At 44.1% G+C, this 23,530-nt stretch carries 24 protein-coding genes, 1 pseudogene and 2 riboswitches; of the genes and pseudogenes, 18 read left to right on the top strand and 7 right to left on the bottom strand.

The genetic code is table 11. The features are described from left to right. Positions 1-71 precede the first annotated feature (71 nt). The gene (locus tag H539_RS31095) at positions 72-173 is read right to left on the bottom strand and encodes a YjcZ family sporulation protein (RefSeq protein WP_026695532.1); all 102 of its coding nucleotides are present in this window, start codon (positions 171-173) and stop codon (positions 72-74) included. Between the two features lie 468 nt (positions 174-641). Further along, positions 642-750, top strand: a riboswitch (TPP riboswitch). Positions 751-854: 104 nt separating this feature from the next. Next, positions 855-964: riboswitch (TPP riboswitch) on the top strand. 234 nt (positions 965-1,198) lie between these two features. Between H539_RS31095 and H539_RS29550 the strand changes: the two genes are divergently transcribed. The 6 genes and pseudogenes from H539_RS29550 (at position 1,199) to H539_RS0123410 (ending at position 5,663) form a co-directional block, all read left to right on the top strand. After that, complete coding sequence (locus H539_RS29550) at positions 1,199-1,816, top strand: thiamine phosphate synthase (RefSeq protein ID WP_035323832.1); 618 nt, start codon at positions 1,199-1,201, stop codon at positions 1,814-1,816. Further along, a pseudogene (gene thiO, locus H539_RS29555) lies at positions 1,800-2,911 on the top strand (glycine oxidase ThiO). Before H539_RS29550 ends, thiO begins: the two are co-directional and overlap by 17 nt. A gap of 4 nt (positions 2,912-2,915) precedes the next feature. Beyond that, positions 2,916-3,119 carry a sulfur carrier protein ThiS gene (gene thiS, locus H539_RS0123390; RefSeq protein ID WP_026695534.1) on the top strand — a complete coding sequence of 68 codons (204 nt, stop codon included), beginning with the start codon at positions 2,916-2,918 and terminating at the stop codon, positions 3,117-3,119. Further along, positions 3,116-3,889, top strand: a complete 774-nt coding sequence (locus H539_RS0123395; protein WP_162144779.1) for a thiazole synthase — start codon at positions 3,116-3,118, stop codon at positions 3,887-3,889. Before thiS ends, H539_RS0123395 begins: the two co-directional genes overlap by 4 nt. Next, entirely contained in the window at positions 3,886-4,899 is a 1,014-nt protein-coding gene (locus H539_RS0123400; RefSeq protein WP_026695536.1) for a ThiF family adenylyltransferase, read from the top strand. The genes H539_RS0123395 and H539_RS0123400 overlap by 4 nt, the downstream gene beginning before the upstream one ends. 482 nt (positions 4,900-5,381) lie before the next feature. Continuing rightward, positions 5,382-5,663 (top strand): DUF3784 domain-containing protein, encoded by a 282-nt coding sequence (locus H539_RS0123410; protein WP_035323836.1) that lies wholly within the window; start codon positions 5,382-5,384, stop codon positions 5,661-5,663. Between the two features lie 30 nt (positions 5,664-5,693). Here the strand turns inward: H539_RS0123410 and H539_RS0123415 are convergent, their stop codons facing one another. Further along, positions 5,694-6,092, bottom strand: a complete 399-nt coding sequence (locus H539_RS0123415; RefSeq protein ID WP_026695539.1) for a DUF2243 domain-containing protein — start codon at positions 6,090-6,092, stop codon at positions 5,694-5,696. A gap of 338 nt (positions 6,093-6,430) precedes the next feature. Between H539_RS0123415 and H539_RS0123420 the strand changes: the two genes are divergently transcribed. Next, complete coding sequence (locus H539_RS0123420) at positions 6,431-7,309, top strand: alpha/beta fold hydrolase (RefSeq protein WP_245602247.1); 879 nt, start codon at positions 6,431-6,433, stop codon at positions 7,307-7,309. A 39-nt stretch (positions 7,310-7,348) separates the two neighbouring features. On the opposite strand, the gene H539_RS0123425 is transcribed toward H539_RS0123420, so the two are convergent. Beyond that, positions 7,349-8,806 carry an aldehyde dehydrogenase family protein gene (locus H539_RS0123425; protein WP_026695541.1) on the bottom strand — a complete coding sequence of 486 codons (1,458 nt, stop codon included), beginning with the start codon at positions 8,804-8,806 and terminating at the stop codon, positions 7,349-7,351. Between the two features lie 106 nt (positions 8,807-8,912). Between H539_RS0123425 and H539_RS0123430 the strand changes: the two genes are divergently transcribed. The 5 genes from H539_RS0123430 to H539_RS0123460 all read left to right on the top strand — a co-directional run bounded on the left by H539_RS0123430 (position 8,913) and on the right by H539_RS0123460 (position 14,370). Continuing rightward, positions 8,913-9,791: a LysR family transcriptional regulator gene (locus H539_RS0123430; protein WP_026695542.1), complete on the top strand. Its 879-nt coding sequence runs from the start codon at positions 8,913-8,915 to the stop codon at positions 9,789-9,791. A gap of 897 nt (positions 9,792-10,688) precedes the next feature. Next, positions 10,689-11,666 carry a VanW family protein gene (locus H539_RS0123440; protein WP_035323845.1) on the top strand — a complete coding sequence of 326 codons (978 nt, stop codon included), beginning with the start codon at positions 10,689-10,691 and terminating at the stop codon, positions 11,664-11,666. Positions 11,667-12,311: 645 nt separating this feature from the next. Next, a complete protein-coding gene (locus H539_RS0123450) occupies positions 12,312-13,274 on the top strand; it encodes an MBL fold metallo-hydrolase (RefSeq protein WP_026695545.1) in 963 nt (320 codons plus the stop codon). Positions 13,275-13,354: 80 nt separating this feature from the next. Continuing rightward, on the top strand, positions 13,355-13,498 hold the full coding sequence (locus tag H539_RS31790) for a hypothetical protein (protein WP_155890222.1): 144 nt from the start codon (positions 13,355-13,357) through the stop codon (positions 13,496-13,498). Positions 13,499-13,587: 89 nt separating this feature from the next. Further along, a complete protein-coding gene (locus H539_RS0123460; protein ID WP_342664035.1) occupies positions 13,588-14,370 on the top strand; it encodes a class I SAM-dependent methyltransferase in 783 nt (260 codons plus the stop codon). A gap of 468 nt (positions 14,371-14,838) precedes the next feature. Here H539_RS0123460 and H539_RS0123470 read toward each other — a convergent pair whose 3' ends face one another. Beyond that, complete coding sequence (locus tag H539_RS0123470) at positions 14,839-15,162, bottom strand: hypothetical protein (protein ID WP_026695547.1); 324 nt, start codon at positions 15,160-15,162, stop codon at positions 14,839-14,841. A gap of 361 nt (positions 15,163-15,523) precedes the next feature. On the opposite strand from H539_RS0123470, the gene H539_RS0123475 reads away from it, so the two are divergent. Together H539_RS0123475 and H539_RS0123480 are read left to right on the top strand one after the other, a co-directional pair. Continuing rightward, positions 15,524-15,940, top strand: a complete 417-nt coding sequence (locus H539_RS0123475; RefSeq protein WP_026695548.1) for a DUF1641 domain-containing protein — start codon at positions 15,524-15,526, stop codon at positions 15,938-15,940. Between the two features lie 39 nt (positions 15,941-15,979). Beyond that, positions 15,980-17,158 carry an NAD(P)/FAD-dependent oxidoreductase gene (locus H539_RS0123480; RefSeq protein ID WP_026695549.1) on the top strand — a complete coding sequence of 393 codons (1,179 nt, stop codon included), beginning with the start codon at positions 15,980-15,982 and terminating at the stop codon, positions 17,156-17,158. 596 nt (positions 17,159-17,754) lie between these two features. On the opposite strand, the gene H539_RS30375 is transcribed toward H539_RS0123480, so the two are convergent. Together H539_RS30375 and H539_RS30380 are read right to left on the bottom strand one after the other, a co-directional pair. Beyond that, positions 17,755-18,345 carry a hypothetical protein gene (locus tag H539_RS30375; RefSeq protein ID WP_051348764.1) on the bottom strand — a complete coding sequence of 197 codons (591 nt, stop codon included), beginning with the start codon at positions 18,343-18,345 and terminating at the stop codon, positions 17,755-17,757. An 11-nt stretch (positions 18,346-18,356) separates the two neighbouring features. Beyond that, positions 18,357-18,914, bottom strand: coding sequence for an ABC transporter substrate-binding protein (locus tag H539_RS30380; RefSeq protein ID WP_051348765.1), 558 nt, complete (start codon positions 18,912-18,914; stop codon positions 18,357-18,359). Positions 18,915-19,223: 309 nt separating this feature from the next. On the opposite strand from H539_RS30380, the gene H539_RS0123495 reads away from it, so the two are divergent. After that, positions 19,224-19,754, top strand: a complete 531-nt coding sequence (locus H539_RS0123495) for a DinB family protein (protein WP_026695550.1) — start codon at positions 19,224-19,226, stop codon at positions 19,752-19,754. A 109-nt stretch (positions 19,755-19,863) separates the two neighbouring features. Continuing rightward, positions 19,864-20,034 carry a hypothetical protein gene (locus tag H539_RS0123500; RefSeq protein ID WP_155890224.1) on the top strand — a complete coding sequence of 57 codons (171 nt, stop codon included), beginning with the start codon at positions 19,864-19,866 and terminating at the stop codon, positions 20,032-20,034. A 35-nt stretch (positions 20,035-20,069) separates the two neighbouring features. Here H539_RS0123500 and H539_RS0123505 read toward each other — a convergent pair whose 3' ends face one another. Further along, positions 20,070-20,930 (bottom strand): STAS domain-containing protein, encoded by an 861-nt coding sequence (locus H539_RS0123505; protein WP_026695552.1) that lies wholly within the window; start codon positions 20,928-20,930, stop codon positions 20,070-20,072. A 458-nt stretch (positions 20,931-21,388) separates the two neighbouring features. Between H539_RS0123505 and H539_RS0123510 the strand changes: the two genes are divergently transcribed. Next, a complete protein-coding gene (locus H539_RS0123510) occupies positions 21,389-22,759 on the top strand; it encodes a sugar porter family MFS transporter (RefSeq protein ID WP_026695553.1) in 1,371 nt (456 codons plus the stop codon). Between the two features lie 168 nt (positions 22,760-22,927). After that, positions 22,928-23,272, top strand: a complete 345-nt coding sequence (locus tag H539_RS0123515) for a YolD-like family protein (RefSeq protein WP_026695554.1) — start codon at positions 22,928-22,930, stop codon at positions 23,270-23,272. Positions 23,273-23,530: the final 258 nt, after the last annotated feature.

Consider the following 23,530-nt stretch of genomic DNA (forward strand, 5'->3'; position numbering starts at 1 on the left):
AATGGAGACCAGTTCATAAAATATGGACAGGTCTCCATTCTGTTGCACAAAAACAGGGACATTACAGTGTTCTAACAGCCGCCATAACCGCCAACAAAAGTAGCCCCAATAATTATGAGCAGTATGAAAAGCACTACGATTAATGCGAAACCGCCGCCGTACCCACCTGACATGTATATCCCTCCTTTTTCTTTAAGCTCAAAATACGATATGAAAGAAATAAAGTGTTGTTAAGGCAGAAGCTTATTTATCAATTAAAAAGGCTTAATATTTCTTCAGGAAAGAAGAAAACCTAGATAAAAAAATTGATACAGTACTCCTATATTCCGATTCTTTATTTTCCCCAAAACAAGAGTCCAATGATAATCAACAAAAGCAATAAAATTAAAAGAATTAAACATAGATTACCGAAAGAATATCCCTGCTGATTTTCTTCCCTTTCTTGTTCGGTATTATGATGGCCAAACCAGTCATTGAACATCTTTTCACCACCTGATAATTCATGCCTTGGGTCATAATAAGTCCTTTATCTATACATATGGCCAAGCAGGGGAGCCTGTTAAGGCGAACATCCATAAATGTAGTTTTGCAAAATCCTTTACATTTTTCTTTTCCAGAAGTAGTATAAATTTACATACATATTTACCTGCTGGGGGTGCCCTGATTTGAGGGCTGAGAGAGAAATCAATTTCTTAACCCTTTGGACCTGATCTGGATCGTACCAGCGTAGGAAAGCAACAAGAAAATGTCTTCGGTATTTTCTAGTTATCTGCGCCAGGTCCTTTCCACAGGGTCTGGCTTTTGCCGGTTTTCCTGCTATTTGGCAAGCGGTAATATGTCTAATTTGAACAAAGATCATTCACTAGGGGATCCCTTGATAAGGGCTGAGAGCAGAGTAGTTACTTTGAAACCCTCATAACCTGAACAGGTTCGTACCTGCGTAGGAAAGTGCTGAGCTGTTTTTGTGTATCTATCTTACACGAGACCAACCACCTTTCTTTTTCGGGAAGGTGGTTTTTTATTTGTAGTCTCTTTCGTAAAATCAGCGTTCCTTTATATCATAAGGCTCTTTTTTAAAAATATTGGTGTTTTTTTAAGACTTCTGAGAGAGGATCTCATTGTTAAATCAACCACCTTGTTCCAAAGCAACAAAGTTTGCGAAAACAGCCTAACTTAAAGACAAGGAGGAGAGGAGAAGTTGGACCTGATTGCAGTAACGGATGGCCGGCATTCTGACAAAGAGCTTCTGTCCATCATTATCCAAATCAAAGATCATGTGGATTTTGTACATATCCGGGAAAAGACAAAACCCGCAGGCGGGCTTTTTGCCCTTCTGCACGCGTTGATCGAGAGTGGAGTCCCGAGAGAAAAAATCGTGGTGAATGACCGGCTGGATTTAGCTCTCCTTCATAAGGTGCATGGCGTTCATCTTCCAGGGCTCGGCCTTCCAGTGAGAGCCATCCGGGAGCAGTTTCCACATTTGAAAATCGGCAGATCGGTCCATTCTTTTGCTGAGGCTGAGCTTGCTGAAAAAGAAGGAGCTGATTATATGCTGTACGGCCATATTTATGAAACACATAGTAAAAAAGGACGGATGCCTCGCGGATTAACTGAAATGAGCCTGATTACGCAATCTATAAATCTGCCAATCTATGCTATAGGAGGCGTCACACCTGAACGAGTTAATGAGCTGCGGCAGAAGAATTTGGCAGGAATCGCTGTGATGTCGGGTATTTTCGCTTCGGAAAACCCAGGAGAAGCTGCAAAAAGATATTTTGCAGCATGTAAGGAGGGACATGATGATTCCACATTATGATACAGCTGTCATAGGCGGGGGCATTATAGGGTGTGCGATTGCCTATTATTTATCAAAAGAAAAGATCCCCACCCTCGTATTGGAGAGCGGGGAAATCGGCGGAAAGGCAACCAGTGCAGCCGCTGGGATGCTTGGGGCACATTCGGAATGTGAGGATCTTGACATCTTCTATCCTTTTGCCAGAAGCAGCCAGCTTGCGTATTTCAAGCTGCGGGATGAATTGAGGGACGTAAGCGGGATCGATATCGAGCTGACTGAAGGAGGCATTTTTAAACTGGCTATTCAGATTCGGATATTAAAGAGCTTCAGCCTGCGCTTTCACTTCCAACCGTGGACTGGCTGTCCCAGAAGGAACTATCGGAAAGGGAGGGGGCCGTCACTCCTCTCATCAAAGGAGCTGCTTTTATAAAAGATGATGTGCATGTGCTGCCGCTTTCGGTGTGCAGAGCTTTCAGCCATTCCGCACAAATCCTCGGGGCATCCATTCTGCCTCACCATCATGTATTGAACATACAAAAAAGCGGATCAAGCTATCACATTGAAACTTCTAATGGGGAGTTTGAGGCAAAGCATGTTGTAATCGCGAATGGAGTATGGGGGAGTGCTTTCTTTCACTCTCTGGGGCTTGGAGAGAGCCTTGTTCCAGTGAAAGGCGAATGCATCTCTGTACGGAACGATCATATGCCGCTAAAACACACTCTTTTCCATGAGCACAGCTATATCCTGCCCAGAAAAGGAAGACTCGTGATTGGCGCCACCATGGTGGAAAACGACTGGTCCGAAACCCCGGCACTCGGAGGAATCCAAAAGCTGATCATGAAGGCGAAAAGCATGCTGCCAGGCGTGGAGGACATGAAGCTGGAGTCCTGCTGGGCAGGCTTGCGGCCGCAGACCTTTGACAGAAAACCTTTTATCGGAAGACATCCAGAACAGGAGCAGGTCTTTTTTGCAGCAGGACATTTCCGGAATGGAATTTTATTGGCTCCAGCTACCGCTGCCATGATCCGTGACCTGATTCTGGGAAGGCGTGTCCGGTCAGATTGGGCCGAGGCCTTCAAGGTAGACCGGCGTGCACCTGAACATGTAAGGAGGTGATGAGATGACCGTCATGCTTAATGGAAAAGAAGTACAGATTCCTGATCATATTGGGAGTGTACAGGACCTGCTAACGTATTACGAATTACATAATCGGATTGTGGTAGTGGAAGTGAATGCTGAGATAGTTTTAAAAGAACATTATACATCGCTTGGATTATCACAGGGTGACCGGATCGAAATGATTCATTTTGTAGGAGGAGGATGAACATGTTAAAAATTGGAGAACAAGTCTTTCAATCACGCCTGCTGCTTGGCACGGGCAAATATCCATCTTTTGAAATCCAGAAGGAAGCTGTGGACGTTTCAGGTGCGGAAATCCTGACATTTGCCGTCAGAAGAATGAATATTTTTGAAGAATCACAGCCCAATTTTCTGGAACAGCTCGATTTAACCAAATATAAACTGCTTCCCAATACGGCAGGAGCAAAAACAGCCGAGGAAGCTGTACGGATTGCCCGGCTGGCAAAGGCGTCCGGCTTATGTGACATGATTAAGGTCGAGGTGATCGGCTGTCAGAAATCCCTTCTGCCAGATCCGGTGGAGACGCTTAAGGCTTCTGAAATGCTTTTAGAGGAAAGATTCATTGTACTGCCTTATACATCGGATGATGTGGTCCTGGCCAGACGGCTGGAGGATCTGGGTGTCCATGCCATTATGCCCGGTGCATCGCCCATCGGATCTGGTAGGGGCATTATCAATCCATTAAACTTGCAATTGATCATAGAGCAGTCAAGAGTGCCTGTCATTGTCGACGCCGGAATAGGGTCGCCAAAGGACGCGGCGCATGCAATGGAGCTCGGGGCAGATGGAGTATTGTTAAATACCGCCGTATCAGGAGCAAAGGACCCTGTCAAAATGGCCTCAGCCATGAAATTAGCCATTGAAGCAGGCCGTCTTGGGTTTGAAGCCGGAAGGATCAGCGAAAAAAACTATGGCGTGGCCAGCAGTCCGTTAACCGGGATGGTTACGTCTTGAACGGGAGGTATTCCAGGCAGGAATTGTTTCCCCCTATCGGAAAGGCAGGACAGGAAAAAATCCAAAACTCCAAAGTCGCGATCATCGGTGCTGGCGCCCTTGGTTCTGCCAGTGCCGAGATGCTTGCGAGAGCCGGAGTCGGCCATATTACGATCGTGGACAGAGATTATGTGGAATGGAGCAATCTGCAGAGACAGCAGCTTTATACAGAGAGAGATGCAGAAGAACAAATCCCGAAAGCTGAAGCCGCCAAAAACAGGCTGAAACAGATCAACAGCGGGATAACGATTGCAAGCAAAGTCATGGATATCCATGGTATGAATATTGAAGCGGTGATTAAGGGCCACACCGTTATAGTGGATGCCTCTGATAATTTTGAAACAAGGCTGATTGTGAATGATGCGGCCGTGAAGCAGGGAATTCCGTATATATATGGGGCTTGTGTAGGAAGCTACGGACTCACATATCCGGTTATCCCCGGTCAGACGCCCTGCCTTCAATGCCTGATCGATCACCTTCCCGCACAAGGAATGACCTGTGATACAGCCGGTGTCATCAGCCCGGCGGTCCAGACGACAGCCGCCTATCAGGTAACCAGCACGCTCAAGGTGATCACAGGAAACTCCCTTGAGGCTGTGATTCAATCCTTTGATATGTGGAACGGACAGCATACTTCCATTCATGCACGACGGCTTCTCAATAAAAATTGCCCTGCCTGCGGAAAAGATCCAAGCTTTCCGTATCTGAACTATGAAAACCTGACCAAAACCGCAGTCTTATGCGGAAGAGATACCGTCCAAATCAGGCCGGCTTCACATCGTGATTTGTCCCTGGAGGAAGTATCTCTTCACTTAAAGGAAGCGGCCGAGAAAATCAAGGTGACTCCGTATCTGGTGTCCTTCATTTATGAGAATCATAGGATTGTCCTGTTTAAGGATGGCCGAGCCTTGATTCACGGAACCAATGATGTGAGTACGGCGAAGGGAATTTATAATCGGATCGTGGGGTAGTTTAGAAGCTGTCCCGACCTGCTTTTGTTTTTTGTCTTGTCTGGAGGATCATCAGCATATGCCCGGGGTAATAAATAGCGGGAGTAATTCCCCTTATTTTGTAATTACGCATAAAAAGAGCCGAAGTAAAGGCAGAAATTCCCTCTATTGGCTTCAAAAGTTTAAAAATGAAGGAATTCCCTTTCAATAAGGGGAAAACATCCCCTTATTTTCCCCGGAAAGAGCCTCATTCTGGATTTAACGGTAAAATCTCCCCTTATTTTTCTTTAGGTAACTGGGACTCAAGGGAATGCAAGCTATGGCTGGAGAGAATGGTTCCATAAAATGACTTTCCTTTCGGCACAATTTAAGAAAGCCTAATAGGAAACGGAACTTTTTACAAAAACATCACTAAACTCCTCTTGTTCTGAAAGTCTTTATGTATTTAGGAAACTTTTCCCTTCTGCTTCCGTATAGAAGATTATAGGAAGGTGAGAAAATGGATGCTGGTACTGGTAATTGGAATAGCTCTTATTCTTATAGCCTATTTAACAGCCGTAAAGAGACAAACCTGGTTGTTGGCGGGATTTAATGAAAAACATATAAAGAATAAATCCATATTAGGGAAAGTGACAGGCGGGGTCTTTTTCCTGCCCCTTGGACTGCTGGTCATTCTTCATAGTGTCATAGACTATCCTTATGAAGGTACGGTTCTGGTCATTATCATCCTGGTATTGCTGACGGCTGTGTACCTATTTATCAACAGAAAACTACTTGATAAATAAAAAAACACGGAAATCCGTGTCTTCCTGAGGTTAAGCAATTCTATTGTCAGGTGATTGCTGCTTGCCTGATACTCCTTTTTCCTGCTTTAAACCAAACCAGATTGTGATGAGTCCTCCCAGGACAAAAAGAGGTTCAAGCCAGTTCGCTTCAGGACCGTTTGTGATGCGGTGGAGCTGAAAGATCCAGTGGAAAACGACAATATCAAAGCTCAGGAATAAACCTACAGCCACCGTGAATCCATTAAAAAAGGATCTGGAAAAAAAGCGCCGGATAAAAAACATGAAAACCAGAAGAATCAACACACCAGAAAAAACAGCACCAATCCGCCCGGCTGGTGTTTCCGCCTTGAACCCGGCCGCAAACGCATCAACCAAATGAAACAAAAAATCAGTTAGCAAAAAACCTGCCAACGCACCCAAGACTCTCAACTTTTCTTCCTCCATTCCCTCATTCTGCGCTGAGGACTATTTTATCATACCTTGTGGGGCCTGTCCTCATTTCCGGGGAGAGGAAACGCTGATACACCGCTATTTCCATTGGGGTCCGGCCCTATTGCTCAACTTGATTTCCAACCTTTATCAGAAAAATGTAAAAAAATCACAAATTATTTCCATAAATGTGGTAATATAGGGGTATATTAAATATGGTGCTGGATTTTTTTTGAGGAGCCTGTCAAGTAAGGGATTTTTATGTCTCCCTTTTGACAGGCTTTATTCATTTTACAGCAAGGGCTTTTGTAAACTTATGGGGAAAGGCAGGCATGGGCATGAATTATTCCATTTATAAGAATGAAAAATCGAAAAAGAGAATTCTCGGTCATTATGATGAATATCTTCACGAGCTGCATACAGATGTCGAAAGGGAATATGTAATCACACGTTTTGGCAAAACCCATATGCTTATCTGCGGGCCGGAAAATGGGAAGCCGCTGTTCATTCTGCAGGGAGGAAACTGCATCAATCCTATGACTCTTTCCTGGTTTTCAGGTCTTTTAAAACAATATCGGATTTTTGCGCCGGACACATTAGGACATCCGGGATACAGTGATGAGATCAGGCTGTCGGCAGGGGATGAAAGCTTTGCTTTATGGATTACCGATTTAATGAGCCACTTTAAAATAAATCGTTCTGCTTTTATAGGTCCTTCCTATGGAGGGGGGATCCTTCTCCGCCTGGCGGCTCATTCACCGGAAAAAATCGCCTGCGCCATTTTATTTGCACCGGCAGGGATCGTGATGGGTTCAAAGGTGGATATGATCAAAAGAATTCTCCTTTCACTGATGATTTATAAAATGAATGGATCCAAAAAGAGGCTGAAATCGATTACGGACGTGCTGTCAGATGGGGAAATGAAGGGCATTGACCGAAAGATTATCGGAGAAATCTTTAGGGGAGTGAGCCTGGAAAACGATATGCCCAAGCTGACCACAAGCGAGGATCTGAAACATTATAAGGCGCCCACCATGATTATCGGAGGAAAAAAGGATATCTTTTTTCCAGGAGACAAGCTGAAGGAGCGTGCAGAAGAGGTCATACCGAATTTAGTGGAAGCGGCTATCTGTGACGGCGGCCATTTCACTTCCCGTCAGCAATTGGAAAGCCTGAACACTGAGATGAGCAAATTTCTGGATCGATATTATGCATAAAAAAATCATCCCCCTAAACAGCAGGGGATGATTTCTTCATTAAAATGGATATTGACGAGTTTTAGACTGAACCGAAATCCACTTGGTAAACGTAAATTCTTCCACGATCCAAGGATTACCAAACTTGCCCATCCCGCTCATTTTGCTTCCGCCGAATGGAACATTAGGAGCATCGTTCACGGTTTGGTCATTGATGTGGGTCATTCCGCTGTCAATCTGAAGGCCAAAGCGCTCTCCTTTTTCCAGGTCACTTGTGAAAATAGCTGAGCTTAAGCCGTAGATGGTATCATTTGCGATTTCGATCGCTTCTTCATCAGAATCAGCAGAGATGATCGATACAACAGGTGAGAACATCTCTGTCTGGGCAATCCTATCCGAGCTCTTTACATCACGGAAGATCGTTGGAGTCAGGATGTTTCCTACACGCTCTCCCTCTAGGGCAAGCTTAACTCCAGCTTGTTTCGCTTCCTCGATGATGCCCTGGACTTTTTCAAGCTGGCGGTCATTGATAAGAGGTCCAATAACCGTTGAAGGATCCAAGGGATTGCCGTATGGAAGTGATTTCGCGCGTTCCACGAATTTAGTGATGAATGTTTCGTAAAGATCCTTGTGCACAATGATCCGGTTGATACACATGCAGATCTGCCCCTGGTGAATGTACTTACCAAAGATCGCCGCATTAACGGCCTGGTCGATATCCGCATCTGAAAGGACGATGAACGGGTTGTTTCCGCCAAGCTCCAGGGCCACACGTTTCAAATGCTTTCCTGCAATGGCGCCGATGTGCTGGCCGACTGGTGTGGACCCAGTGAAGCTGATCAAACTTGGAATCGGGTTATCCAGCATTCCATCTCCAATTTCCTCTAAGTCTGTAAGAATCATATTGAAGACGCCTTTTGGCAGTCCGGCATATTCAAAGGCTGCCGCAAGGATGATTCCGCCTGTGTATCCTACTTGGACGTCTGGTTTGTGAACGACCGTATTCCCAAGTGCAATGGCAGGTGCGATCGTCCTCATAGACAGGTTCATCGGGAAGTTGAATGGAGAAATCGAAGAAATGACTCCAAGAGGCAATCGGTGAATATGATTGATTTTCCCCTCCATACCAGACGGTACTTCACGGACCTGATAAATCTCATCTGTCATATTGGCTGCTTCTTCGATGATTTCAACGGTAAGGTGATGCTCGATATTTGCTTTAATCTGGGATCCGCCATTTTCACGGGAAATCATTTCAACAATGTCTGCTTTGTTATCATTCAGATATTCAGCAGCCTTCAGCAAAATCCTTCTTCTTTCTTCTGCAGATGTTTTTGCCCACTCCTTCTGCACCTGCTTGGCCGTTTCAAATGCTCCTTCTAGCTGAGTGGAAGTGGCAAGGCTTACATTTGTAATAATAGAATGATCGTATGGGTTTAAGATATCATATCTTCGGGGACTTAATCCTTCCGTCCATTCTCCATTTATGTAGCTTTTGTTTAATGATATAAATTTCATAACGGTTACACGCTCCTTTATAAAGAGCGTACCACTTATTGTAATATATGAAAAATATTAATATACTTAATTAAATATATGAATTACATATAAATAGGGAGGATATATGGATTTACGACAATTACGCTATTTTATCGTCCTTGCTGAGGAAGGGCAGATATCCCGGGCCGCTAAGAAACTGAATATGTCCCAGCCGCCGCTCAGCCAGCAGCTGCAAATGATGGAGGAGGAGCTGGGTGTCACTTTATTAGAGAGAAAGAAGCATGGCAGGAGCATGAAGCTGACAGAGCCGGGCAGGGTACTCTATGAAAAGGCACGCAGCCTCCTGCAGAATTTTGAAGATTCGATGCATGAGGTAAAGGAAACCGGGGAAGGGGTCAGGGGAAATCTGCTGATAGGGTCTGTACTAGCCTATGTTTCCTATCTGCCTCAGAAAATCAAGATGTTCAAGGAAAAAAATCCTTCCGTAGAGATTAAGCTTTTTGCAGGAGATCCCACGCTGGTACAGGATTATCTGGAAAAGCAGGACATCGAGCTTGCCATAGTATACCTGCCGGTGGAGCTTGAGGGCCTTTCCATCAAAAAACTGGATCAAGTTCCGAATGTCTTTGTAGTCCCAGAGTCGTGGGGTGAGTTCCAGTCAACAGAAAAAATCAAGCTGGAGGAAATCGGGAATTCCCCCCTGGTTATGCTGCATAGAACTAAAGGCACAGGGATCTTTGATGAAATCATCAAAGAATTTTCCGAGAGAGGTATTGAACCGAATGTCCTTTGTAAATGCCCGGATGTGAATGTTCTCCTGTCCCTTGTTTCGGCCGGGATAGGGGCCAGCATTGTGCCAAAATCGGCTGTTCCCCCGTATATGTCTCATAAAGTCAGAGTGCTTGAGATCAAGGATTCCCTCGTTCACTCCAATGTGGCCCTGGTTTGGAAAAAGGAGCGCTATTTATCAAAGGCGACCCAGCAGTTCATTGAATTATTTTAATAGACTTAAAAGCAGAGGACTCCTTCAGATTCTCTGCTTTTTTACAGGGATAAAACCTTTCAGTCATTCCTATGTAGCTGCAGGGGTAAAAAATGCGGTTCTTTATATAAACTCCAAAGCTGGAGCAAAAAAGAACCCTGGCCGAGCAAAAAAGGAAGATGCAGGAGCAAAAAACAGGGAAACTTAGCAAAAACCCTAGTGCTCGGAGCAAAAAACCTGGTTCATGGAGCAAAACCAAGAAGTTGAGCAATAATGAATTCCGCCTGAGCAAAAATTCCGTGCTGTTGAGCAAAAAAGCGGGTCTTTCGAGCAAACCAAAATCCTGGAATACAAACCGATCAGCCGCCAAAAGCTGCTGCTTAATTTCGTTGTTAGATTGCCACGCTCTAACTCTTGCTGGATAGACTCTACAAAAACTAGATGAGAACAGGGTTCAGAACCAAAACTTTGATCGGACGCTGAAGAAATGGTTCAGAGAAGGGTAGAACCAAACCTCTTACCGGCAGCCACAGAAACGGTTCAGCCAAACCTCTGGTCATTAGCCTCAGAAATGGTTCAGAAAAGGATGATCAGAACCAAAAAGCGGCCCATCAGCTGAAGAAAAGTACAGGAAGAAAAATTGGGGAGATACATCTCTGGCTAACGCAGCGGGGCCCCTTTTAAGAAAAAACTGAAATCAGCCCCTAAAGGAGCAGATTCTCCCTTCCCATTCTGGCGAACAGTGACAAAATCTAACAAAACTCAACGTATTCCTCTCCTCTCGTGTTAGTCCTGGCAGGTATTTGTCGAACGAATCTAGCGGACAGGACTGGATAATTCTGTACAATTATAAGGTAATAACGAATCAATTGTTCAGTGCTGAACTTTTCGATTTTAAGGAAAGAAGGCAGAGAGGAAATGTCAAAGTTAAAATGGGTCATACCATTCATCATAACGGCAGGATGCTATGGGATGGGAGGCTGTGCCAAGGAAACGGCTAATTCGGCGAAGGAAAAGGAAGTACCTAAAAAGAGTGCCGAAGAAAAAACGAAACAGCCTATAATAGAGAAACAAAGAGAGATGGTTGTCAAAGTCATGAATCCTCTGACCAAAACGGTCGTCAAGACATTTGTTTCAAAGGACTTACAGCTCGGAGACAATTATGCTTTATACGAGGATTCAGTTAAAAAGTGGGCTTACACCGCTGCCAGGGGAGATGGAACCAATCCGGGATTCGATCAAAGAAACGTCCCGGATCGAATCGATGGTAAAGGTGCCGTTATAAAAGGCAAGCCAAGGACCATCCTGGATGAAGAAGGCTTGGTCCAACGAATTCTGGCCGCCTCTAAAACCGGCGGTGAGGTTGAATTGCCTCTGGAGGTTTCTCCAAGCGGCTATCAGCCAGAGGAGGTACCTCACCTTGCCGAAAAGGTTGTCGCTGCCTATACAACTCATTTCTCCAGCAGTGTGGCTGGCAGAACGAGGAATGTCGAGCTTTCCGCCCAGGCGATCAATAATGTCATTATCGGCCGTCAGGATTATTTTTCCTTTAATACGACAGTCGGACCCAGCGATCAAGCCCATGGATACCAGCCGGCAAAAGAGGCAGTAGACGGAAAGCTCGTCGATGGAATTGGCGGAGGAATCTGCCAAACCTCTTCGACTTTATATAATGCCATTGATCAATTAAAGGTAAGTTATGTGGAAAAACATCACCACTCCCTTACAGTGGGATATGTGCCTAAAGGCAGGGATGCAACCGTCTCTTACGGAGGACTGGATTTCAGATTTCAAAACACAACCGGAGCTCCTTTATTATTAAAGGCTTATGTGAATAAGGCAAGAGGTGAGCTGACAGTAGAAGTCAGAACATCCAAATCGAGCAAAATCAGCTGATTGGAAGATGAAAAACTTAATTTGCGGGGAGTTGGATCTATGGTATGGTTTTTTTGCCCTGAATTCCTTGGGAAAATTAAGAATAAAATAAGGAAAGAAGGATAGTATATCCCTATACCCCTTAGTTTTCATAAAAGCCATGCCGCCGTGCATGGCTTTTTGTTTTTTTCTGAAAATTTTTCATGTTTTTTCTTTCCATTAGACTGAATGTACATTTAAATAGAATAATAGGCAGTCATAGGGATGGAACAGTAAGATCATCAGGCAGGGAGAATGGAAGGATATCGAACAAGGAAACGGCGTAAGGCATTTAAGGTGATTGCTGGTATCGTGAGACTGTAAAAAAAGCTGATCCAGCATTCATGCTGATCAGCTTTCACTTTGTTCATCGGATTGTATCTTTTCAAACAAGGTAGATATGTACCCCTTCAATTCAAATCCTTCTTCATTCATAAATTCTGTAATCTGTTTCATTGTAATTTCCTCCTTTAATTTGCTGTTGGTATATGTATTCCCTTCTATCAATCTTTTAATCACCCAAAATATAGAAAGTATGGCAGAGTTGTATTCATCAAAATCTGATTCATCTGGATATTTTTGCATGATATGATAAGGATGTAGGTTTTAAAAAAGGAGTGGGATGAGATGGGAAATGCAATAAAAGTTTTTACGGAATCCAGGCATTTTACACTGGATACGGTGACAGAGGGTGTGTATGCGGCGATAGCAGCGCCTGGAACGGGGTCAGTTGGAAATGCGGCCATCATAGACCTTGGTGATTCTTTATTGGTCATCGATACTTTTAATACGATTGAGGCGGCGGAGGATCTGCTAAAAGTCGCAAGAAGCCTTAATGGCAAGCAGGTTTCTTATGTCCTAAATACACATTGGCATGGCGACCATACTAGCGGGAATCAGGTGTTTGCTTCTGAGGCAGCCATTATTTCAACAAAAATAACGTATGATATCATGGCCGACTTCGGCAGGAAGAGACTGAATCAGCATCTGGCAGATTCGGAACTCATTTATCAGGGATTGGATGAAGAAGAAGAGCAAGCAAAACAAGAAAAGAATCAAAAGCTAAAGCGGGACATGCAGTGGGATATAGCCAGTAACCGCGAGTATATGAACATGCTTCCTCAACTCGACTATACACTGCCAGCTCTAACCTTCGATAAGGAATTGACCATACATAGCGGTACGCGGACTGTACAGATTCTCACCTTTGGAGGCGGCCATACCGAAAGTGATGCTTTTGTCTATCTTCCTGAAGAAAAAATCGCGGTCACGGGGGATTTGGTTCTTTCGAAGCATCATCCTGTCCTGATGAATAGCAATCCCAAAGAATGGCTGAACATTTTAGAGAAACTTGCAAGGATGGAAATCAAAACCATTATTCCTGGACATGGTGAAGTTTGTTCCAAGCAGCAGCTTCATGAAGTAAAAAAATACAAACAAGCCATAACCGCATTGGTTGAGGAGTCTGCTGAAAATAAGGAAAGCTTGGAAGCCATAACAGTGCCTGAAGCGTATCAGGATTGGTGTTTCACCAATTATTTTCAGCTGAATCTGAATAGAATTTACGATTTTATGGAAAAAAAGGGCTGAATACATAATTGGATTTTTTACACCTAACTCAGATGCGGACGAGTTCACAAAATGGCCCAGCTGAGGGAAGGGGGACAGGAATGGGCAGCTTTCCAATTTCTAAAATTGTCGGAATGATTACAGGAGTCAATACCACCGCACTGGGGTTCTTGGTTCTCGGCATGAGCATCTTATATTTCTTGTTGGGGTATCTGGTCCATAAGGAGAAAAAAATAGGGGAATGATAATTTTTTCTTATAGAGTTTGATAAAAAAACGGTCATGTTACCAATCATCATTCTGTTATAAAGTAAAAGTAAAGAAATGATGGCGGGGTGAAAGAGCTGGATATTAAAAAAGATGTTCAGACGCAATTTGGCCAAAGCGCAGATTCTTATGTAGAGAGCAAGATTCATAAAGAAGGACGCGATCTGCAGCTATTAGTCCAGCTGGCGGATTTAAAGGGTACAGAAAAAGTGCTGGATGTTGCGACTGGGGGAGGCCATACGGCCAATGCCCTTGCTCCCTGTGCAGCCAGGGTGACAGCGCTTGATTTGACCCGGGAAATGCTTGCAGCAGCAGAAAAGTTCATCAAAGGAAATGGCTTCGGGAATGTAGAATTCAAGCAGGGTGACGCAGAGAATCTTCCATTCGCTGACTCATCCTTTGATCTGGTAACCTGCCGGATTGCTCCTCACCACTTTCCAAATGTGAAAGCATTCTTATCACAGGTCTATCGAGTGCTAACACCGAAAGGGATCTTCCTGCTGGATGACAATGTGGTTCCCGAGGATGATGAATTGGACCGCTTTTATAATCAAATCGAGAAAATCAGGGATTACAGCCATTTCAGAGCCTGGAAGAAAACCGAATGGATCTCCATGCTTGAAGCTGTTGGCTTCACTTTAAGTCAGCTGCACCATTTTGAAAAGAACTTTCAATTTGCCTCATGGTGCAAACGGATGAATCTGCCGCAAGAAGATCAGCAAAGGCTCCAGACTGTTTTCAGGCAGGCACCCCAAAAAGCCAAGGACAAATTTCGGATTCGAATCGATGGGGGAGAAGTGGTTTCGTTTGCCGGGGAAGCGATGGTGGTGAAGGCGGTAAAAGGTATATAATGGCGCTGAGATTTTTTTGCGATCATAATGGTTGACTTGAGTCCTTAATCGGGTAACCGGCAAGAGTAAAATAAGGGGAGTTTTTCCCCTTAAATGCAGACTGGAGCTGATTTCAGGGAAAATAAGGGGAGATTTTCCCCTTATATTGAGAAAAAGCATCCATTTATTGATTTTTTAAGTCAATAAGGGGAATTTCTCCCTCTATTTCAGCCTTTTTTACTAAGTTTTTTTAATTAAGGGTAATTCCTCCCTTTATTTTATCAGCTCTGGCGCTTTCCTGATGGTTCATCCGGTAAGTGCCCACTCATGCGCCGACAGGACCCCCGCTTTTACCATTCGTTCCAAGGTTAATTGAATTTTTATATTGCGTTTTTGCAAAAGGAATCGAAAACGTCCTGGGGGTTCAATTTTTTACATTGACGTTCGTACATAGAGCTGAAACATAGGCAATGCTGTCCGGCCCAAAGGTTACCCAAGGGTCCGAAGCGCGTTCATATGGAAAATTCGATACGGCGCATCTGCTGACAGGCAGAACCGTATGCTCCCGCGTTTTTCCTCCATCAAAGGATGAACCGGCCACCAGCCCTTTTGCCGATCCATTCGACCACCGATCGCTGCCAGACTCCTACGAAATTTACATTGTCCAGTTTCCTGTCCACTGTCAATGGATTTACCGCAACTATATGGTTCGATTTCCGTGTTCCCGTATGAAATTCCGGGACCTCTAAAACGGTAGTTCAGAAAAGGGCTTACCGCGGATACACGAGTATTCGAAGATTCTTTTTTTGTCATCAGCATCCTCCTGTTCAGGTGCATCAATGAACGAGACCATCTGGGGGTTTGGACATAGGGGAATATAAGTGGAATGTTATTAAAACATCATTTAGTTTCTAAAAAACATCCAAATAAAATTTTTTACAAAAAAAAAGTCTCTTATTCTTGAAAAAAATGGTCAATTAGTTTATCATTTCACAATGTGAAGTAGTTAAGATTGTGAAATACTGAACGATGTCTTAACCGAAAAGTGCAGACCGAAAAAATAGTTCTTACCAGGAAATGAAATACGATCTGTATGTTATTTCTGCAGTGCCCCTTTCAAAGGGGCGTGTGCATAACCACTATTCTTAACGGCCTATTGAAAGGGGAATTAGATATGGTAGTAACAAACAAACCGTCAGAAGAAACAAGAAGAGAGCAGAATGATGTGCTTGATCAGCTGTTGAAGCCCGAGGTTCAGGAATCTCTGTCAACCCTAGTGGATCAGCTGCCAAAATTAAATGAGATTGTGAATCTTTTAACAAAGTCGTATGATTTTGCACAAGCTGTTGCAACAGATGACGTGTTAAAAAGCGATACAGTCGGCGCCATCACAGAAATGGTAGAGCCCGTTAAAGATTCTGTGAAGAATATTGCCCAGACTGTGATTGAAGCAAAAGACCGTGCAGAAAGCAGCAATGAAGTGATCGGTCTATTCGGTCTATTAAGAATGATGAAGGACCCTCAAGCTCAGAAATTATTCCGTTTCATTAATTCTTTTCTTGAAGTTTCAGCAGAACGTTCTGCTAAGTAATTTTTTCTACATTAGATCCACGAGGACGGGGGAGATATTATGTCAAAGAACATTGTGATTTTAGGTGCCGGTTATGGCGGAGTATTAGCTGCAACAAATATTCGTAAATACTTGAACAAACAACAAGCGAAAATCACGGTTGTCAACCAGTATCCTACACACCAGATCATTACAGAGCTGCACCGTTTAGCAGCAGGAAGTGTTTCTGAACAGGCTGTTGCCATGCCGTTAGAAAAGCTTTTCAAAGGAAAAGACATTGATCTTAAGATTACTAAGGTTGACTCTTTCAATGTTGACAAGAAAGAAGTAAAGCTGTCTGATGGCTCAGCTCTTTCTTACGATGTATTGATTGTTGGTTTAGGAAGCAAAACAGCTTACTTCGGAATCCCAGGATTGGAAGAAAACAGCATGGTGCTTAAATCAGCTGCGGATGCCAACAATATCTTCAAGCATATCCAAGAGCGCATTGCTGAATATGCCAGAACGAAAAACGAAGCGGATGCAACGATCCTTATCGGCGGCGGCGGCCTGACTGGTGTCGAGCTTGTCGGCGAAATCGCTGATATCATGCCAAAGCTTGCTGAAAGCCATGGTGTGGATCCTAAAGAAGTGAAACTTATGCTGGTTGAAGCAGGTCCTAAAATCCTGCCGGTCCTTCCGGATCATCTGATTGAACGTGCAACCAAGAGCCTTGAAGCACGCGGCGTTCAATTCCTGACTGGCCTTCCTGTAACCAATGTTGAAGGCAATGTGATCGATCTTAAAGACGGACAAAAAATCACATCCAATACATTTGTATGGACTGGCGGAGTACAAGGAAACCCTCTTGTTGGGGAATCTGGTCTTGAAGTAAACCGCGGCCGTGCGACTGTCAACGAATACCTGCAATCCACTTCTCATAAAGATGTATTTGTTGTCGGCGACAGCGCTGTTGTCTTTGGTGAAGATGGCCGTCCATTCCCGCCAACTGCACAAATCGCTTGGCAGATGGGTGAGCAGACTGGCTACAACGTGTATGCATACCTTGAAAACAAAGCCTTCAAACAGTTTACACAAGTAAACTCCGGTACTCTAGCAAGCCTTGGCCGCAAGGATGCCGTTGCTATTATCGGGGCGAACTCAACTCCTCTTAAAGGACTTCCTGCGTCACTAATGAAGGAAGCAAGTAACGTACGCTACCTTACGCACATTAAAGGATTATTCAGCCTGGCTTATTAATCCTTTATAAAGAAGATATATTGATAAAGCAATTTATTTGCAAGGCTTATCAATATACTCATATAATAGATAGTGAGAATGGCTTTCTCACGATTGAACCACAGACTCTTTGGGCTCTGTGGGCTTTTTTTGTTTTTAAAAGAGAACGGTATATCAGTATATTAGTTTCAGCTGATTGATTGAATAAATGCTTGAATACATATATGAGTGAGATGTATCCAGTGGGGAAGCTCTTCTTGCTGCGGATGAAGACTGAAAAAGAGGGAGAGAACAGAAAAAAAGGTCTTCATATCGTTGATGAAACCGAAAAAGAGGGAGAGCCCAGATAAAAGCGGTCTTCATACCGTTCATGAAGACCGAAATAAAGGGAGACTACAGGAAAAAAGGTCTTCATACCATTGATGAAGGCCACAAGCGTCCCATGTGAATTAAAAAACCGGCTTTGTCCATAACTTTGATAAATCTACATACCCAAAGTGCTTCATTTCAATATTCTTTAATTGAATGGAAAATGGAGTCTGCCGTTTTTCATAATAAAGAGGGATGCAGAGACACTCCTCTATCAAATATTTCTCAATCTGGAGATGCTTTTGGTTCTACCTCTCAAAAGGGATCTGCGGGTAATCCAGGATGGCACTCTTGAGCCTTGCATCCCTTTGGATGATTCTTTGCATAGGAGAATACGAGTTTAGCAGAAAGTAATAATACGAAAAGGTTTGGTTGTTTTCAAATACTTCCCCATGAATGTTAAGGTCCGTATCCCGAAATACGTCAGGATTATATAGGGTATCCAGAAAAGGGACCTCCTGAAGCACGGCCATAAGGCCTGCGTCTCCTAGGATTTGCTGTAACCAGCGGGAGGTATCGCGATTATAGCTCGAATGAGTAATTTTCAACGGCCTTGTCAAAATAGGTCTGGCTGCATCAGGGATGGAATAGACTGGGGACAGTCCGATTAAGCAGCCCTCATGATTAGCCCTGATTCTGGAGTCCACACTAGAAAGCTCATGGCGATGCTCGGCTATGACTTTATGGACATAATCTCTGACTTCTTTACGGTTCATGTCGGAGTCGGGAACACGGTTCACGATAAGGATCCCAAAACCTGAATCGCTTTCCACCTCAAGAGTTTCCATATCCTCCGGTTCATCTGCCCCGTGATAGACGGCTTCCAGCTCTCTTGGCACCTGAATGAGCTCTACACGGTCCAGCAGGGGCCGAAAACCGAAATAGGACTTAAAGGCGCAGAGAACAAGCTTTTCTGTGATTCTTCTGCTATATAAAAGCTCCCAGTTCCGGTCAGCTTCCCGTTAACCTCCTTATAAATACTTGCATTCAGGGTGCTTAAAAGCTGCAGAATATAGCTGCAGCCTGCCGGGAAGTCCAGCCTTACAACAAGCGGGGCAGGAGAAGAAAAGCTGGTTACGGGCTCCCAGAGCTTTTTGAAATGCGGTTCCTCCTTCATCTTTTTTAGTTCCCCCATCACATCCTCTGCTTTTAATACCGACCCATCATGAAAGGAAACATCCTCCCGTAAATATAGAAGGAGGTGGGTATTCTCATATTCCCAGCTGGCCGCATCCAGTGTTACAAGCGTGCTGAAAATATTCGCCATAAGACTTGCACTGTGCTTATCCGCTGCCTCTAAAGGATGATAGGTAATGAGCGGGCTGAATCTCGGAATGATGAGATGGTCCTTGTCCTCCTGCTGAAATCCGATTTTTTCCTGAAATGTGCTCGCACGCACTACGATCATACTCGGTTCCTATCTCGCTCCTAGCATGATGAGCGTATATATTGGGGTCACCCTCATGGCGGGCTCCGTCCTACTTTACAGCGGCTTGTTTGTGTTTCCGAAGGAGAGGGAGCACGACTGGCGGTGCAGAAGGGGAGTTGATGGGGAAGGGGGATGGTAAAGCCTGCAGATGGATTCTGCAAATGGACGTAAGGCCATAAAAAACCAAACTTCTCTATACTTTTTTTTCCAGACCTTTTAAACTATAAGTACACAGAATCTACCTGCTAAAAGATGTTTCTTTGCCGAAAAAATGAAAGGAGGAGTTTCATGAATTTTTCTTTATCAGAAGCAGCGGAGGTCCTGGAGCGGACACCGGGAACCCTCGAGAGGCTGTTGTCAGGGCTCTCGGCTGGCTGGCTTGAGAGTAATGAGGGGGAAGATACCTGGAACGCCAGGGAAGTGGTTAATCACTTGATTGAAGCGGAGAAAACGAATTGGCTTCCGCGGCTTAATTGTATCCTGGCAGAAGGTGTGAAGAAGGCGTTTCCTCCATTCGACCGTTTTTCCCATTTAAGGAATCGGGATGAACGGGAAATGAAACAAATTTTGGATGAATTTACATTGATCAGGCAGCAGAATATTCAAACCCTCCTGGATCTTGAACGCCAGGGACTGGATCTTGAAAAAACGGGGATTCATCCTGAGTTTGGAACCGTCAAGGCTAGGGAGCTTCTTTCTGCCTGGGTGGTGCACGATCTGACCCATATTTCCCAGATTGTCAGAATCATGGCGGAAAGATACCGGGAAAATACGGGACCATGGGTGAAATACCTAAGTATCCTGAGAAGAAAATCCTAAAATCATGGCAGCTTTTAAATCTTACTTAACGCCTCCTGTCCATTAACGGAGAACAAGTTTGACGCCTGTCTCATATCATTTCGGAGGAAATGAAGAAAGAAGGTATGAGATGGCTGAAACAAATTTACCCCAGCTGAGTCCTCCTGAAGTAACCTATTTTAATGAAGTGAAGAATTCGATTGGAATAGATTTTTTTGTGAATGTCGGGGATTTGACCCAGCTTCGTCAGGAAATCAGCGGGTTTGTGATCAATCCTTCCACACAGGCAAGAAGAGCATAAAAAGAAAAGAAGAAGCGCCCGCTTCTTCTTTTCTTTTATTTTTGTAGGCTTTTCATGGCCTGGATTTCCGTGAAAGCCTGCTGGAGATTGGCTTTTATCATGACATTTTCCAGGTTGATTCCGAGGTTTACAATGGTTTGTGCCACCTCCGGCCTAATGCCGGTAATGATGGTAGCCACGCCGGTCAGGGCCAGGGCATCCATGACCTTGAAAAGCTGGTCTGCCACCATGGTATCAACGATGGGTACTCCGGAAACATCCAGGATTAGATGGGATAAATTCAGCTCAGCCGAGCGTCTCAGTGTCTCTTCCATCAATAGGCTGGCTCTCTCAGTATCGATATTTCCGATTAGAGGCAGGACGCCTACACCCTTAATTAAGGGAACAACCGGGACGGAAAGCTCAAGGAATGCGCTTTTTGAATTCTCCAAAGTCTTTTGGAATAATCCTACATATGTGAGGCTAAAGTAGTAAACAGCTCTGTCTAAAAGAGGGTCAATGATTCGTAGGATTTCAAAAATAACAGCGGAAGATAAATCCCGTGCTTTCACTTCCTCTTCAATCACTTTCCAGATATAGATCCGGTAATAGCTTGTATCCTTTAACGCTTCATCAAGAGGAGCTCCCAAATGGTATAAAAACATGCCGGTTTCGCTGCCCCATTCCCGGATTCTTTGATTTGCTCTCTCTTCGTCCATGTTGTGGATGAGCGCCTCACCGAACAACGTGATGAAATTCTGACGAATCTCCATGATCGTGTTTTCGATTCTATTAAATTCTCTTTCTTCTTGTTCTGTAAGGACGACTCCTGACATTCGCTTTTGATGGATGATTTGGGCGATTTCTTCCTTCTTTTGAATAATGACATCGCCAATAAGCTGTAATTCGGTTTTCACTCCCGTTCCTCCCATAAGCTCGATATTCCTATCCTTTATCGTACCCTTATTTCTCCTTATCTGTCCATTTTTTTAAGCAGGAGGCTATCGTTTATTTTGGTCATTCTCGTTGTTTCAGCGTTGCTGACAGGAAACCTTTGCCGGTACAAAGATGATGAATGTGCCATCCCATATCGAAGGGGAATGAGTTTTTTAAAACAATACGGTTGATTTATTTTCGCTATTTCACTATAATAACTAAGTTAAAAGGTTACTTTTTGTTCCTGCGTTACTTTTAGTTTTCTCGAAAATGATAGCGGATAAATGTCTCAATTTTAAGACTTTTAGAGTAAAGTTAACTTTTCTGGAATAATGGGTATTGTAACTTTTAAGCACAGTGGGAAATTGGATTCATTTTTTAAGATGAAAATGAACGGCCCACATCTATTTTACTGTTACTTGAGTAGGGGGGAATTAAAATGGCAAATGGGGCAGAACCTAAAAGCGGGGGAAACACCAAATTTGTCAGTCTTGTATCGTTAGTAGCGGCTGTAGGAGGTCTGTTATTCGGATATGATACGGCTGTTATTTCAGGAGCCATCCAGTTTCTGCAGGAGAAGTTCTCTCTGAGCAGCTTTATGGTAGGTTGGGCAGTGGCAAGCTTGATTGTCGGGGCAGCCATCGGCACAGGTTTTGCAGGAAAGCTCAGCGACCGTTTTGGGAGAAAGAAAACACTGCTGCTCGCTGCACTTTTATTCACAGTGGGATCCATTTTTTCAGCGATCGTGAATAATTTTACACTGTTTATCATCTTCCGGATCATCGGGGGAATCGGCATAGGGATATCTTCTGTACAAGCTCCGCTTTATATTGCAGAAATCGCTCCATCCAAAATCCGCGGCAGACTCGTGTCCTTGAATCAGCTCGCTGTAGTAACGGGTATTTTTGCGGTATATTTTCTTAACCTTGGCATTGCCAATCATGGATCGCATGCCTGGAACGTTTCCACCGGCTGGCGCTGGATGCTGGGCTTTGGGGTCATACCAGGTGTTATCTTCTTTCTTCTACTGCTCATTGTTCCTGAAAGCCCAAGATGGCTTCAGCTGCAGGGTAGGAAGGATGAGGCTTTTAAAATCCTCAAAAAACTGATGGGAGAAGAAGAAGCCAAGAAAGAGATTGGAAAAATCGATACCTCTGCAGATGAGGAAGGTTCATCCATCAAGAAGCTTTTAAAGCCGGGCCTAAGAAAAGCGCTCCTTATAGGAGTCGTGCTTGCCATCCTTCAGCAGGCCACCGGAATCAATTCAATCATGTATTATGCACCGGAAATCTTTAAGAATGCGGGTGCCGGCGATAATACATCCTTAATTCAAACCGTTCTCGTGGGGGGCATCAATCTAGTCTTTACGATTATCTCCCTTTGGCTTGTGGACAGGGTGGGCAGGAAGGTTCTGCTTTTAATTGGATCTGCACTTATGACCATCAGTCTTGGTGTAGTCAGCTATGCCTTCCATATCGGATCTACAGGAACATGGGTGCTGTTCTTTATCCTGTTGTTCGTAGCAGCCTTTGCGGTTTCCATGGGACCGATCGTTTGGCTGATCATTGCCGAAATCTTCCCGAACCGGGTTAGAGGTGTGGCATCATCAATTGCCTCTGTTTCCTTGTGGCTTGCAGATTTCCTAGTTTCACAGGCATTTCCGGTTCTGCTGGACACCATTGGCAGCTCCCTGACATTCTTGATTTTCGGAGTTTTATCCGCATTTGCCTTCTTCTTTACACTAGGAGTCGTACCGGAGACAAAAGGGAAATCACTCGAAGAAATCGAAAATATGTGGAAACAGTCATAAATGATACTTAGGAGGCTGCCCTTGGCTTGTCCCGGGGGCGGCTCCCTTCTTTATTGAAAAACATACATAATCTAAGCATTTGGAAGCTTAAGGCTTCTATTTTTTATAAAATAAAAAAGAACGTATGTTCCTTTATTTGCGTATACTAAACGGAAGGAGGGGAAAGGCATGAGTTTAAAGGACCGGGGCAAAATCAAGTGGCAGAGCGCTTTTTTTATGCCGGAGCATGTGAAAATGCTTCGGGGCATGAAGGAGGACTATTATAAAGAGGCAAAACCCATTCTTGATGAATATCAGATTGCTGAATTCGAAACTAAGCTTTGCTATGCCATGGAGTTCAGCTTCTATGTAACCGTGACCCTCTGGGAGGACGGCTTTGAAAAAAAGTATACAGGGAGGGTGCACAGACTGGATGAATGGCAAAAAAAAATCTACCTGGAGGAAAAGTCTCCGGATGCCTTTTTGGCGGTGATTTTATTTGAGGATATTATTGGGATAGAGGTCCTGGAATAAGCATGAGAGGCTGTATCCGAAGGAGCGGGGCACCTTGGAATAAAGCCTCTTCACTTATACCTGTTTTTCCTTTTTTGCTTTTTCATAGTCTCCTTCTGGTATTCCTAATTCAAGGAGAATATCATTCAGCTTCTTATACAGATCATTGTTTCCCCGGATAGAATCCTTTCAGCGGTCATTGACACTTGTCAGCTGGCCGTTAAATTCGAATGCAATGCCATCCCGGTGATGGGGGGTCACACCACCGAAGGTATGAGG

Source organism: Peribacillus kribbensis DSM 17871 (assembly GCF_000430765.1).
Classification (GTDB): Bacteria; Bacillota; Bacilli; order Bacillales; family DSM-1321; genus Paraperibacillus; species Paraperibacillus kribbensis.

What these genes read in the sequence shown, in the direction of transcription:
- H539_RS0123395 (WP_162144779.1), top strand. Translation starts at nt 3,116, where the DNA reads ATGAACATGTTAAAAATTGGAGAACAAGTCTTTCAATCACGCCTGCTG.
- H539_RS0123470 (WP_026695547.1), bottom strand. Translation starts at nt 15,162, where the DNA reads ATGACAAAAAAAGAATCTTCGAATACTCGTGTATCCGCGGTAAGCCCT.
- H539_RS0123495 (WP_026695550.1), top strand. Translation starts at nt 19,224, where the DNA reads ATGAATTTTTCTTTATCAGAAGCAGCGGAGGTCCTGGAGCGGACACCG.
- H539_RS31790 (WP_155890222.1), top strand. Translation starts at nt 13,355, where the DNA reads ATGGGCAGCTTTCCAATTTCTAAAATTGTCGGAATGATTACAGGAGTC.
- H539_RS0123475 (WP_026695548.1), top strand. Translation starts at nt 15,524, where the DNA reads ATGGTAGTAACAAACAAACCGTCAGAAGAAACAAGAAGAGAGCAGAAT.
- H539_RS30380 (WP_051348765.1), bottom strand. Translation starts at nt 18,914, where the DNA reads ATGATCGTAGTGCGTGCGAGCACATTTCAGGAAAAAATCGGATTTCAG.
- H539_RS0123510 (WP_026695553.1), top strand. Translation starts at nt 21,389, where the DNA reads ATGGCAAATGGGGCAGAACCTAAAAGCGGGGGAAACACCAAATTTGTC.
- thiS (WP_026695534.1), top strand. Translation starts at nt 2,916, where the DNA reads ATGACCGTCATGCTTAATGGAAAAGAAGTACAGATTCCTGATCATATT.
- H539_RS0123425 (WP_026695541.1), bottom strand. Translation starts at nt 8,806, where the DNA reads ATGAAATTTATATCATTAAACAAAAGCTACATAAATGGAGAATGGACG.
- H539_RS31095 (WP_026695532.1), bottom strand. Translation starts at nt 173, where the DNA reads ATGTCAGGTGGGTACGGCGGCGGTTTCGCATTAATCGTAGTGCTTTTC.
- H539_RS0123430 (WP_026695542.1), top strand. Translation starts at nt 8,913, where the DNA reads ATGGATTTACGACAATTACGCTATTTTATCGTCCTTGCTGAGGAAGGG.
- H539_RS0123500 (WP_155890224.1), top strand. Translation starts at nt 19,864, where the DNA reads ATGGCTGAAACAAATTTACCCCAGCTGAGTCCTCCTGAAGTAACCTAT.
- H539_RS0123450 (WP_026695545.1), top strand. Translation starts at nt 12,312, where the DNA reads ATGGGAAATGCAATAAAAGTTTTTACGGAATCCAGGCATTTTACACTG.
- H539_RS0123420 (WP_245602247.1), top strand. Translation starts at nt 6,431, where the DNA reads ATGAATTATTCCATTTATAAGAATGAAAAATCGAAAAAGAGAATTCTC.
- H539_RS0123480 (WP_026695549.1), top strand. Translation starts at nt 15,980, where the DNA reads ATGTCAAAGAACATTGTGATTTTAGGTGCCGGTTATGGCGGAGTATTA.
- H539_RS0123410 (WP_035323836.1), top strand. Translation starts at nt 5,382, where the DNA reads ATGCTGGTACTGGTAATTGGAATAGCTCTTATTCTTATAGCCTATTTA.
- H539_RS0123515 (WP_026695554.1), top strand. Translation starts at nt 22,928, where the DNA reads ATGAGTTTAAAGGACCGGGGCAAAATCAAGTGGCAGAGCGCTTTTTTT.
- H539_RS0123440 (WP_035323845.1), top strand. Translation starts at nt 10,689, where the DNA reads ATGTCAAAGTTAAAATGGGTCATACCATTCATCATAACGGCAGGATGC.